The organism is Cupriavidus plantarum (assembly GCF_905397285.1).
GTDB lineage: Bacteria > Pseudomonadota > Gammaproteobacteria > Burkholderiales > Burkholderiaceae > Cupriavidus > Cupriavidus plantarum.
Genome location: NZ_CAJPUX010000004.1, coordinates 493874 through 506391, shown reverse-complemented (window position 1 = coordinate 506391; position 12518 = coordinate 493874). Strand labels below are relative to the sequence as shown.

Genomic DNA, 12518 nt, shown 5'->3' with positions numbered 1-12518 from the left:
AATCCCCTAGTTCGGCTGCTTAGCAGCCCCGGCGATGCGTACGCGCCAAGGTGTACGCAGAAACAGGCACGCTCGCCGGATCCTGGGTGTCAGTGACTGTTTTCTTCTTCGGCGGCGGCATGGCCGAGACGCCTGGGTTGAGCCGTGCTGCCGATCAGCGGCATGCCGAGATACGGATTCATGGTGCCGAACTCGGCGCGGTTGCTGCGCTTGGGCGTTACACCGTTCAGAATTCCGCCGAGCATGTGGGCATCGGCACGCGCGAGGCGCTTGAGGGTCTCCTCCGCCTGCGAGGGCAGCGTGGACTCCGCGCGCAGCACGAGGAGCGTGGACCCCGCCAGATTGGCGACGAGCGCTGCATCGGCGACAGCCAGTACCGGCGTGGTGTCGATCATCACAAGGTCGAACCGCGCGGCGCACCTGTCGAGACATTCAACGAAGGACGGCTGCATCAGCAGTTCCGAAGGATTCGTTGGCGCCGCACCGGCGGACAGCACGGACAGGCCGCTGACGATGGTGGGCCGCACGGCATCGGACAGGTCCACGCGTCCGGCCAGCACTTCGGACAGGCCGGGTTCCGGATGCTGGTCGAACCAGCTTGCCACGCGGCCACGCCGGAGGTCCGCGTCGATGAGCAGCACGCGCTTGCCCGCCTCGGCGAAAAGCACGGCCAGATTGACTGACACGAAGGTCTTGCCCGCGCCCGCCGTAGGGCTCGTCACCGCAATCACGTTGGCGCGGGGCGCATCCGATTTGCTGCCGGTGGCCAGCATCGTGAAGTGCAGCGCGGCTCGGACGTTGCGCAGGCCCTCCACCGCCATGGAATGCGGCGCATTGCGCGCGAGGAGGAAGTGGTCGTGCAGCACCATGCCCGGCAGCGCATCGTGCTCGTCGTCATCGTCGTCGTACAGCAGTGCGTCCACGACGTCTCGCCCCGGCGGCGGCGCGGCAAGCTGGGCGAGCCGCGTACCGTCCGGATACCAGTGCGTGCGCGTGCACGAGGCCAGCAGGCGCTCCAGTTCCACCTGCTCGCGGCTGTAGCAGATATCGCCGAGCATCGGCAGGCCGAGGCTCGCTTCCGCATCGTTCAGGTTCGCGACGACGGGCTTGATCCGCTGACGGAACGACACGAGCCCCATGGCGAGGAAGACGCCCAGCAACCCGCCGCCGGCCGTCAGCAGGCCCGTGCTCATCCCGACGGGCGAGGCCGGCATCAGCGCGGCATCGACCACGCGCGTGGACTTCGCGCGATCCATGCTCGCCAGCGTCAGCTGTTCGAGGCGGTTGCGAAGGCCAAGGTACGTATCCTCGGCTACCTTGACGTCACGCGTCAGCGCGACGGACTTGCGCTCGGTGACCGACAGGTTCTGCAGCCGGGAGTCCATGTCGCGCCGCTCGCGCGCCAGCTGCTGGATCTGGTTGTCGATGGTCTTCACCTCGTTGGATTCCTCGGTGAAGCGCTGCAGCGCCTTGGTACGCTCGAGCTTGAGTTGCGCGATCTGACGCTGATAGTCCATGCTGCCGTTGAGGTACGACTGCGCGTCCTGGCTCGGCTGGATCGTGCCTTCCTTCGCCCGGTACCGCGTCAGCGCCGCCTCGGCACGTTCGAGTTCCGCCTGCACGCGTGGTAGTTCGCCGGTCAGGTAGGCGATGGCCGCCGCGCCTTCCTCGCGGCGCAGGCCGGCCTGTTCGGCGATGTAGGATTCCGCGATGCCATTCACGAGCGGCGCCACGGCGGTGCGGCTTGGGTTCTCCCAGGCGATGCGAACCGTGCTCAAGTCGCTGCTATCGCTATCGATGCGCAGGTCGCGCGCGATCGTATCGATGGTCTGCGCCGTATCGTGGCGCGTCACCACGAATCGGGTGCCGGGACGCGCATCGATGCGATCCACCTGGAATGTCACGCCGCTCGCCTGCACGCGTTCCCCGACGTTGCCTTCGAGCAACGGCTTGTCGTCGCGCCATACACGATACGTGTTCGTTGGCAGCACCTGCAGCACCAGCGGCTTGTCCACCATCGAGGGCGGCACGTCGAGCGTGCGGACTTCCAGCCGTTCGCCGCCCCACGCATATCCAAGGCTCTCGGGCCACGGACCGTGCAGGGTGCCCGGCTCGGCGAGGTGCGCGGCTACGCCGCCGATCAATGGCGCGCGCAGCGGTTCGACCGAGACGTCGAGGCGCAGGCGTTCGACGACCGGACCCACCACCGTGCGGCTGCGCAGCATGCCCGCATCGAACGGGGTGGCGCGCTTCGCGCCCGTGGCCTCGGTGTCGTTCTGATGAATCTGGATGAGCGTATGAGCGCGATAGACATACGGCCGCGAAACGGCCGCCACGCCCGCGATCATCGCGCCCACGGCGCCCGCCGCGATGATCCATCCCGCATGGTCCATCCACGCTCGCACGTGCACGGCCCGTTTGCGTGCCGTTTCCCCCGGTGCCGGCATGGCGCCGGCAAATGACATGGTATTCACGTGATGCTCTCCTGGCGTCGTGGCTACTTGCGCCCGTAGTTGTCTTCGAATCGCACGATGTCGTCTTCCTCGAGGTAGGCGCCCGACTGCACCTCGATGATCTCGAGCGGCGTCTTGCCCGGATTCTCGAGCCGATGCAGCGTGCCGATCGGGATGTATGTGGACTGGTTTTCCGAAAGGAGGCTCACCGTGTCGCCGCACGTCACGCGCGCGGTGCCGCGCACCACGACCCAGTGCTCGGCGCGGTGGTAGTGCATCTGCAGCGAGAGGCTGGCGCCCGGATCGACGACGATGCGCTTGACCTGAAAGCGGTCGCCATGGTCGATCGAGTCGTAGCAGCCCCACGGGCGGCGCACCTTGCGATGGTTGACGATCTCCGCGCCGTGCTGTGTGCGCAGGCGCTGCACCACGTTCTTGACGTCCTGTACGTGGCGCTTGTCGACCACCAGGACCGCATCGGCGGTTTCCACGACGACGACATCCTGCACGCCGACGCACGCGATCAGGCGCCCTTCCGAATGCGCCAGGCACGACGTGGCGCCGTCGAACAACACGCGGCCGCGGCCCGCGTTACCCGCGTCATCCTTGGTCGCGATATCCCAGATGGCCGCCCACGAGCCGACATCGGACCAACCCGCATCGAGCGGCACGAGCATGCCCGGAATGCCGGGCAGCGCGTCAAGCTTTTCCATCACGGCGTAGTCGATCGAATCGGACGGGCAGGCTTCGAACGCTTCGCGGTGGAGCTGGTACACGCCACCTTGCGCGGCCCCCCCTTCAGTCGCCTGCTCGCATGCGGCGCGGCATTGCAGGTACATCTGCGGCTGCAACTGGCTGACAGCCTTGAGCCAGACCGACGCACGGACGACGAAGATGCCGCAGTTCCACCAGTATTCGCCGGAGGCGACGTAATGTTGGGCAAGCTCCAGATGCGGTTTCTCGACGAAGCCGTCGATCAGGAAGGCGTCCGGCGATACCGCCGCGCCAGCATGGATATAACCGAAGCCGGTCTCGGGCGCAGTGGGACGCGCACCCAGCGTGACGATGGCGCCCGCCTCCGCGTGCCGCACGGCGTTCGCGATGGCGTTGCGGAATGCCTCGGTGTCGGTCACGCAGTGATCGGCCGGCGTGGCGACCAGCACCGCGTCGCTATGATCGCCATGGTCTCCATGGTCTCCAGCCGCCATCAGCGCATGCAGGGCGGCCACGGTCAGCGCGGGCGCGGTGTTGCGACCGCAGGGCTCCGATACCACGCGCGCACGCTTGCCCTGCCGCTTCAGCATGTCGCTCACCATGAAGCGATGTTCCTCGCCGCAGACCACGATCGGCGCGGCATCGAGCGCGGCGGGCCGGCCCGTGCGCGCGGCCACGCCTTCCAGTCGCATGGCGGTGGCTTCCAGCAGCGTGTCGTCGGCGACGAGGTTCAGCAGCTGCTTCGGATGCTTCTCGCGCGAGAGCGGCCACAACCGCGTACCCGATCCACCGGCGAGGATCACCGGCTGCACGGCGGCGCGCAAGGGAGCCTCCAGCTGTGCCTCACCGGCGAGAGTGGAGGTGATGCCCGTCGGCGCGATGCCGTCCTCAATCCGATCACTCATGATGCCTCCCGCGGGCACGCAGAAATGGGTACGAAAGCAATTCCGGCACGAGGGCCGGGCGATGCAGGGCAGTGTGAAACGTGCGCTGCGCAGTATCTGTTCGATTCCGCACACGCTGCCCGGCGGCGCGCGGCGCGCATTTTCCGGGCCGACTGGGTTAGAGAGCGAACAGATGCGCGCGCGCGCCGATGCTGCAATGACACCCGCTGTTTCGAACGTTCCGGAGAGAGAAGATGGAGCCTGGTATCGACATGGTGGACACGGTCCTCGAGTGCGCAGGCACCGACGGGCAGCAAGACATCCCGCGCCCCGGCAATCTGCACGGCGAAGACGCCGTCTGGCAGGAGACCAATTGCTACATGGACCTGTGGATCGAGCTGCTTTACCGCTGGCGCCTCGATCCGCGCGCCGCGCTCGCGTTCACCGTCACGCAGGACTTCGAAGGCGACCACTTCACCTTCTTCAAGTACCCCTCCGCCGACCTCGAACAGCTGTACGGCACCGTCGTGCAGGAGATGGCGATCTACGACACGCTGGAGGCGCATGTCGCCGAACAGGTCGGACGCGGGCATGCCGTGCTGGTCGAAGTCGACAGCTACTATCTGCCAGACACGCGCGCCACCGCATATCGCCGCGGTCATGTGAAGACGACCATCGCGGTGGAGTCCATCGATCCCGCGCTGCAACGTCTTACCTACTTCCACAACGTCGGCCGCTACACCGTCGAAGGCGACGATTATCGCGGCCTGCTGCGCCTGGAACCGGAACTGCGCGACAACGCGCTGCTGCTGTTTCCCTACGCCGAATGCGTCAAGCGCGTGCGGGCGCCGCTGGAGGGCCGTGCGTTGTCGAATGCCGCGGCGGCGCAGATGCGCATGCATCTGGACCGCCTGCCCGACGTCAACCCCGTGACGCGCTGGCGCGAGGTCTTCGACGCCCATGTGCGCACGGCACTCGCGCGCGGCGATGCGTATTTTCATCATTACGGATTCAATCTGCCGCGGCAGCTTGGCGCCAACTTCGAAATGCTTTCGCATGGCCTGACATGGCTCGGGGAACATGGCTATCGCGTGCCGCCGTCGATCATCGCCAGCGCGGCGTCGATGGCGACCGAGTGCAAGGTGCTCCAGTTCCGCCTGGCGCGCGCCGTCGCGAGAGGCCGCGCCGACGCGTGCGGTGAATGCCTGGATACGCTCGAGAGCGCCTACACGCATGTCACGCAGGGACTCCTGAACTCGTTCGGCCGCGCCAGCACCGCGCATGCGTGACGCGCGGCGTCGCCGCCGCGCCGCCGCGCTGTCGATCAGGCATGCACCCCAGCCAGCGCGGGCAACAGGCGATCGTACTCGCGCTTGACCAGCTTGTAGCACTCGCAGGAATGCCGCTCGAGCCCGCAGCGATCCAGCACGGTGATGTGACCGCGGCTATGGTGGATCAGACCCAGGTCCTCGAGCTTGCCAGCGGCTTCCGTCACGCCCTCGCGGCGCACCCCCAGCATGTTCGCGATGACCTGCTGCGTGATCACCAGTTCGTTGGAACTCATGCGGTCGATCGCCAGCAGCAGCCAGCGGCACAACTGCTTGTTGAGAGAGTGGTGGCGGTTGCAGGCGGCGGTCTGCGCGATCTGCGTGAGCACGGCCTGCACATACAGTAGCGTCACACGCTGCAGCGTGGGCAGATGCGCCAGTTCGGCACGCAGTACGCGCGCCGGGATGCGATACGCGAAACCGGGGCTACGGACCTCCACGCGGCTCGGCATCGTGTCGCCGCCGGTCACCACGGGGATACCGACCAGGCCTTCGTTGCCCACGGCCGAGAACTCCACCGTAGCGCCATCCTCGAGTAGCGAAAGCAGCGACACCACCGAGGTCGTCGGGAAATAGACGTGGACGATACGTTGACCCGAGTCAGTCAGCAGTTCACCCGCACGCAGGCGAACCAGTTCGAAATGCCGCGAGAGTGTTTCCCACTCGTGGCGGGGGAGTGCGTTGAGCAGGTGATTGACATGCAGGTCCGACCGATGCGTAATCATTTTTTCTATCTCCCATTAACCCTGGAAGAAGCGATATCGGCCCTGTCGCAACGTACGTGCGTCGTGCGATGTATGACCCGATCTCGCCGCTCCACCGTATCTCGATGACTGACGAAATTTCCGGCAACCTCTCGGCATCTGCCGCCGTTGCCACCCGTGTTTCCCTGTCCCAAGCGATTCGCCCGGTTCGTTCTTGCTGTGCTTGTATTAAGTGTCATGGCGCACAGAACTGACAGTAGGCAGACGGATAGGTCAGACGATCATGCTTTGGTAGGTTGTATGGAGGAAAAGGGCGGAGACAACGCGTGCGGGGCACATCCGCGTGGAGGAGGGGCAACAACGCGGCGAGGGGGGTCAGAGCGGCATTCCGCCAACCCTGGCGAGGGCTGGCGGGAAAGGTGGAGAAGGTTGAGATCAACCCTGGTAGAAGATCGGCGAATCGGCGTTGAGCGCGTGGATCTCCCCCGAAGGGATGGCGTTTGCACCGCCCGCGGCAGCCGCATCATGCATCAGGCGGACACGCCGCGTTTCGCCCGGCGCGAGGTGGAACCAGTCATGTTCGGGCACATACGCGTGGTCATCCACATGGACCCACCGCGCGAAGCGGCGCGTACCGATTGTGAGCCACCACTCGCCGTCCTCCCGCGCGACGCTCGCATGCAGTTGAGGCTCGCGCAGCGCCGCCGCGCGGCGGTCGGGCAGGTAAGCCGATTGGCTGAGGAGCATGCCCGCGCTGTCGTGCAGCGTGGCCAGCACCACGTCGTGCGCCGGCGGCCCGAAGCGGTATGCGTAGGTGAAATCGAAGAAATGATCGAGCAGCGCCGCGGCGGTCAACTGCCGCGTTTCACGCGGCGCGAGCGTGATGTCGAGCGACGCCTTTGCCGCCACGGCTTCCCCGTCGCGCAGGCAGCGCAGGGACAGACGTACCGTCTTCGGCGCCGCGGTCTCGTTGACGACGTGGATATGGAGCCCGTTGAGCCCCTCATCCGTCAGGATGACCTGCAGCGGCTGCCACACCTGCCGCAACGCATGCCAGGCCGACTTCGGCCGCGCCCGCGCATCGACGATGCCCCATCCCGCACCGGGGAGCAGGTCTTGCAGTTGCCACACGAGCCCGCCGGCGCATGAAGATCCGGCCCGCCGCCACTCGCCGAACACGTCCGTCATCAGTTCCGCTACCACGGCGCGCGACAGCATGAGGTAGCGCGCGGGCTGCTCGTAGCGCAGGCGCGGCGGATCCACGTCGTAGAGCGCGCGCAGGTAATGGTCGCGAATATCCTCGAAATCCCACGCCGCTCCCGCATCGCGCGGCACACGCGCCTTCCAGCGCGGGTCGTGCACCGGCTGCGTGAGGCCAGCCTCGGCCAGCGTTCGGGCGCACGGTACGTTGGCGAATGCCAGGCATTCCGCGGCGAACCGCACGCCCGACAGGCGCGCATCGGAGAGGGGACGCTGATAGGCGCCGACGCCGTAGTAATGCGTCACGCCGGTATCCGGCTGGAACGGCCACGCGCCCTCGCTGGGCGAATTGCGCACGTAGACCACGTCCGGGCGATGCTCGGCCACAAGCGCGGGAATCAGCGTATCGAAAACCGGCTGGCGCCAGTCGCCGCGCGGCGCGCCCATCATCGCGGCCTGCTGTTCGGCCTCGCTGCCGCCGCACAGCACGGCGAGGCTGGCATGCGCGCGTGTTGAAGCGAGCCACTGCGCCACCTCCTGCGTGACGTCGTTCATCAAGCCCGCATTCGCGCCGCCCGCTTCACCGTAGTCGAAGTTCGCGAACATGAAATCCTGCCAGACAAGCAGGCCCAGCGCGTCGCACTGGCGATAGAAGGCTTCGCCGGGATAGCAGGTCACGCCGCTCACGCGCACCATGTTCGCCCCCGCGTCGCGCGCCAGGCGCAGCCAGCGCGCGACCGCCTCGTCGGTATCGGCCAGGCCCGGGAGGTCGTGCGTCGACACGCAGGCGCCGCGGCAGAACACGCGTTCGCCATTGATGCGCAGCGCGAACGCCCCGCCGTCGCGATCCGCGGCGATGGTGCGAAAGCCCACATTGCCGCAGGACACCACGTTGCCGCCGAGGCTCGCCTCGATGCCATACAGCGCGGGCTCGCCGTGGGTGTGGGGCCACCACCGCTGCACGGCGGGCACACGAACTTCGCCGGCCAGCATGTTCGGCGCGACACGTTGCAGTTCCCCATGCCAGATCGCATGATCGGGGCCGGTGACGGCAAAGGCGCCATGCGCCGGCGTCAAGCCCGCGATATGGAGACGCAGCGACACGATGCCGTCGTTGCCATCGAGCCGGCTCGACAACTCGGCGCGCACGCCGCGCGTGGGTTCGGTACCGACGGGGTCGAGCAACTCGATATCGCGCCAGGGTCCCACTGCATGCACGGGCGGGCACCAGCCGGGCATGTGCCCCAGCAGCGTCGTGCGCACCGCCCGCAGCGTCGGCGGCACGATCATGCGCGGCTTCCACCGTACCGGGCTGCGCTGGCCACGGAGCCAGGGATGGAGCGCGCGGAAGCAGATATGCAACACGTTGTCTGGGCCTTCCAGCTGCACCTCGACCTGATGCGCGACGAACATATGCCGCGTCGTCAGTACCTGCACGCCGTTGAGCCAGACCTCGGCGATCGTCGCCAGCCCGTTGAAGCGCAACAGACGGCCTCCAGACCCGGAGAACTGGAGGCGATACCAATAGTCGTGGCGATGCAGCGGCGGTGGCGCCGTATCGTCCCAGCGGTTGGCGGCGCGCAGCGCGCCCGCCACCGTGCCCGGCACCTGCGCCGGCAGCCAGTTTCCACTCTCCGACAGTTCATCGGGATGGGCCACGGCGTTCGCGAATGTCTCGAGGAACGTCCAATCGCCTTCGAGCTTCGAAGGCCCGACTGCCACGCCGGGCTGCAGCAGGCGCTGCAGGGCAAGCATAGGGTCGCGCGCGGTCATGAGACAGTCTCCCCGAAGTAAGCGGCCAGCGCGGGGACGGTGTCCCGGTAGGCCAGTTCGAGCTGCTCGAGGCAGTCCTCGCAGCTGTCGGTCTTGTGGCTGATGACGGCGCGCATCAGGCGGAACTGCATGACCATGGCTTCCGACGCCATCGTGTAGCACGCTTCCGCCACCGTATCGGGCAGCGTCTGGCCATTCATCACGAGCCAGCGCAGATAGCTGCCCAGCAATTCGAAGTTCGCGCCGAGCTGGCGCAGCACGCTGGCGGCGTAGGCCTGGAACGTGGGTTCGCCGCACGACATCAGGCGCTCCAGATGCGCGGGAAACGCGGCGCGGAACGCCTCGATCGGATTCGTCCTCGGACGCCGCCCGAGGTGATCTCGCAGCAGCTGCAGCGAGACGCGCACCAGCTCGTCGGAATTCAGCGCGTCGAAGCGCCGCCGAACCACCTCCGCATGCGGAAACGCCGTCGTGCCCCAGGTCGCTTCAGTGCCGGTCAGGCGGAAGATCGACATGTAGTCGTCGCCGCTGGCCGTGTGATAGCCGTCGTGGTGGTAATAGCCCACCGCGTTCGCTTCCGGCACCAGTACGTCGATCGCGATGCAGGAGCGCGCGTGCTGGCGGCGATAGGCGCCCGGCGGCTGCGGCAGCTGATAGTTGTCCACTTCGAGCAGCACCGCGTTGCCGCGGCTCGTCTGCGCGGCGACATGCGCTTCGAGCGATCCGTACGTCGAGAGCTCGTCCTGCACGATGCCGTAGAGGCGCTCGAGATCGGCCGAAGGGATATTCGACGACACGAACTGGTCGCCTGCGAAGTCGAGCGTGACGGTGAATGGCAAGGCCGCGATGGGCTCGAAATTCCATCCGTGCAGCAGCTCGACCCACAGGTCGATATGGCGATTGACGTGCGACCACACGGGGTTCCCCCCGAACAGTGCCCGCGTCCCGCCGCGTGTGCGTACCTTGCCGTCTCCGTACATTCAAACGCCTCCAAGCGTTTCCCGTACCGGTTGCGGCCAGCGCGAGAGGTCGAGCCCATGGTGACGCAGCAATGCAAGCGTGAGACGTTCGATGCCGAACCCCACGCAACCGGTATGCGCGACGCCGCCGTCTGGCAGTGCGATGTGCCAGAGCTCGCCGAAATGATCCATGTGGTAGTTGAAGCTCATGCATGCCGTCGGTCCGGCGCCGTCGTTGACGGGAATCAGCAGCTCGAACTTGAGCTTCTGCTCGCGCTGGCTGTCCGCAACGATCTTGCCGCCGCGTCCGAAGAACGGATCGTTGGCGATGTCCAGTTCCACAGGCAGCTGGAGCGCGCGGCCGAGCGCCTGTCCACGCTCCATCCATTTGTGACGGAACGCCACGATCTGCTCGGGCGTGCCGAGGCAGACGTACTCGCGCATCCGGAACAGCTGCATGCGCGTCGGCTCGAGCGACGGCTCGTGCCGGTAGCAGTACGACAGCACGTCGACGACCTTGCCGTCCGCCGGCAGCGGGCCGCGCCGCGCGATCACGGGGTAGACCGGATAGCATGCCGCGGGCGTCAGCACCACGCCGGTCGGCTCCTGCTGATCGGTCCAGTCCTGCTTGTCTTCCAGGCGCGCAAGCAACCTATGATGGCCGCGATCGTCGCCGCAGAAGCTGTGCACGGTGCCCGCCAGTTGCGGAAAGCTCTTGAGGTACTCGCTGGTCTCGAAGTCGCGCTGACCCATGGCGGGCGGAAAGCGCAACACCTCGGCGTGCTGGTCAGCGCCAATGCGCGTGACCGCCGCGTTCAGGCCGTCAGCAATGGACTCGAACACCGCGCTGCGTCCGTATAGGCCGGGCACGCCGGACTCGATCAACAGGCCCGCTTCGAGCAACCGGTCCAGAAAGGCCGGCCGCGCCGCGTCGCCGGCACCACCAACCGGCTTCACGTCTGTCAGTGCTTGAACATCCATCTCTGTCTCCGTCAGGATCGATCCGCCAGCAGCAAGTTGGCCGTGTTGGCCTGAATGCGATCGTTGTTGATCATCAGCGGCGCCGACCACAGGTCACGCAGGTGGCGGCCGAGGCTGAACGGCGTGCCGTGCTTGTAGCCGGCCATGCCGCAGACCAGCAGCGCCTGCTGCACGGCCTGCAGCGCAAGCGTGGAGAGCGAAGTCTTGAGCCCGTTCATCTCGGCGGCCAGTGCAAAGGCGGCCGACACCGAACCCTCGGGCGAGCCTCCGTCGGCCCGATGCCGCGCCTGCTGGTGCGCAAGCGCCATATCCAGCCGCGCCTCCATCAGTTGCAGCATGCTGACCGCTTCGGCCACGCGCGCCCCCGACGGCGGCAACGATCCGGGACGCGCGCGCGCCTGCCCCTGGAAGAATGTCTTCGCGCGCCCCACGGCGTCGCTGGCGACGCCAAGCCACAGCGCACCCCAAACGATGTGCGAGACCGGCGTCATCGTGGCGTCCGCGATTTCGTTGAAGGGCACGGGCAGGATCTGCGCGATATCGCCGGTCGCTTCGAGCCGGAAGCCGTTGCTGCACGTGCCGCGCATGCCGAGCGTGTCCCATGCGTTCAGGCTCTGCAGCGTGTAGTCGGCTTTCATCGCGCATACCAGCACCTGATCCGAAGGCGCCGCATCGGCATGGCGCCGCGCGGTAATCAGGATCCCGTCCGCATGGGCGCCATAGGAAATGGTCGGCGCCATCTTGTGCAGATGGAATCGATCCCCTTCCGCATTCACCGCGCAGCCGCTCGTGCGCAGGGCTCCGCCGATGGCCTCCTCCGACGTCGCCGAGGCCAGCAGTAACTGCTCGGCCGCGACCCGCGCCAGCAGCCCGTCATGCCACGCGCTGCCTCCCCCATGTTCGACCACGCAGGCAACCTGGATCTGGTGCATGGCGTAGATCATGCCGGTCGCCGCGCAGGCTTCGCCGAGGATGCGGCAGATCTTCGAGACCGTGGCGAGCGACGCGCCGGCGCCGCCGAGCGTCACGGGCACCATGGCTCCCAAGAGCTTCTGCTCGCGTAGCGCGGCAAAGGCTTCTTCCGGAAAGCGCGCATCGCGATCGACGGCGTCCGCATGCTGGGCCGCGACGGCGGCCGCGGCGCGGGCGCCCGCAAACAGGGTATCGGCCGCTGCGCTGGAAGCGATGGTATCCCCGGGATTCGCGTGCGCGAGCGCGATCCGGGCCACAGCACTCATGCCGCCTCCTGGCGCTCGCGGATCGCCGATACCGCGCTGGCGAGCGAGTCGATGCTGCGGAACAGCTGGCGCGTCAGCATCTGGTCGGGGATCTCGATATCGAACGCGTTCTCCAGGGCGAGCATCACGTGTACCGTCGCGAGCGACGACAGCCCCGCCGCATAGAGGTCGTCGTCATCGGCCAGTGTGGCGGGCGGCACGTCGAGCCGTCCGACGTCGCCAAGAATCTTGCGGATCGTTGTCTTCATGGATGTCCTCTGCTGAAGGTATGCGCGGAAGGGCGG

Annotated in this window: 9 protein-coding genes; 1 reads left to right on the top strand and 8 read right to left on the bottom strand. The window is 66.9% G+C overall.

Going from position 1 to position 12518, the window contains the following annotated elements; translation table 11 throughout:
* Nucleotides 1-89 precede the first annotated feature (89 nt).
* Nucleotides 90-2465, bottom strand: coding sequence for a polysaccharide biosynthesis tyrosine autokinase (locus KHP16_RS19905; protein WP_179594656.1), 2376 nt, complete (start codon nt 2463-2465; stop codon nt 90-92).
* Nucleotides 2466-2497: 32 nt separating this feature from the next.
* Nucleotides 2498-4033 (bottom strand): mannose-1-phosphate guanylyltransferase/mannose-6-phosphate isomerase, encoded by a 1536-nt coding sequence (locus tag KHP16_RS19900; protein WP_244835899.1) that lies wholly within the window; start codon nt 4031-4033, stop codon nt 2498-2500.
* 272 nt (nt 4034-4305) lie between these two features.
* Between KHP16_RS19900 and KHP16_RS19895 the strand changes: the two genes are divergently transcribed.
* Nucleotides 4306-5340, top strand: a complete 1035-nt coding sequence (locus KHP16_RS19895) for a DUF1839 family protein (protein WP_121492741.1) — start codon at nt 4306-4308, stop codon at nt 5338-5340.
* Between the two features lie 35 nt (nt 5341-5375).
* Here KHP16_RS19895 and KHP16_RS19890 read toward each other — a convergent pair whose 3' ends face one another.
* The 6 genes from KHP16_RS19890 to KHP16_RS19865 all read right to left on the bottom strand — a co-directional run bounded on the left by KHP16_RS19890 (nt 5376) and on the right by KHP16_RS19865 (nt 12482).
* Nucleotides 5376-6104, bottom strand: coding sequence for a Crp/Fnr family transcriptional regulator (locus KHP16_RS19890; RefSeq protein WP_109584777.1), 729 nt, complete (start codon nt 6102-6104; stop codon nt 5376-5378).
* Nucleotides 6105-6518: 414 nt separating this feature from the next.
* Entirely contained in the window at nt 6519-9056 is a 2538-nt protein-coding gene (locus tag KHP16_RS19885) for a glycoside hydrolase family 2 protein (RefSeq protein ID WP_211960951.1), read from the bottom strand.
* Entirely contained in the window at nt 9053-10036 is a 984-nt protein-coding gene (locus tag KHP16_RS19880; protein WP_115954953.1) for a DUF1839 family protein, read from the bottom strand. Before KHP16_RS19880 ends, KHP16_RS19885 begins: the two co-directional genes overlap by 4 nt.
* The gene (locus KHP16_RS19875; RefSeq protein ID WP_121492739.1) at nt 10037-10996 is read right to left on the bottom strand and encodes an amino acid--[acyl-carrier-protein] ligase; all 960 of its coding nucleotides are present in this window, start codon (nt 10994-10996) and stop codon (nt 10037-10039) included.
* An 11-nt stretch (nt 10997-11007) separates the two neighbouring features.
* A complete protein-coding gene (locus KHP16_RS19870) occupies nt 11008-12234 on the bottom strand; it encodes an acyl-CoA dehydrogenase family protein (protein WP_115954949.1) in 1227 nt (408 codons plus the stop codon).
* Entirely contained in the window at nt 12231-12482 is a 252-nt protein-coding gene (locus tag KHP16_RS19865) for an acyl carrier protein (RefSeq protein WP_109584772.1), read from the bottom strand. Before KHP16_RS19865 ends, KHP16_RS19870 begins: the two co-directional genes overlap by 4 nt.
* Nucleotides 12483-12518: the final 36 nt, after the last annotated feature.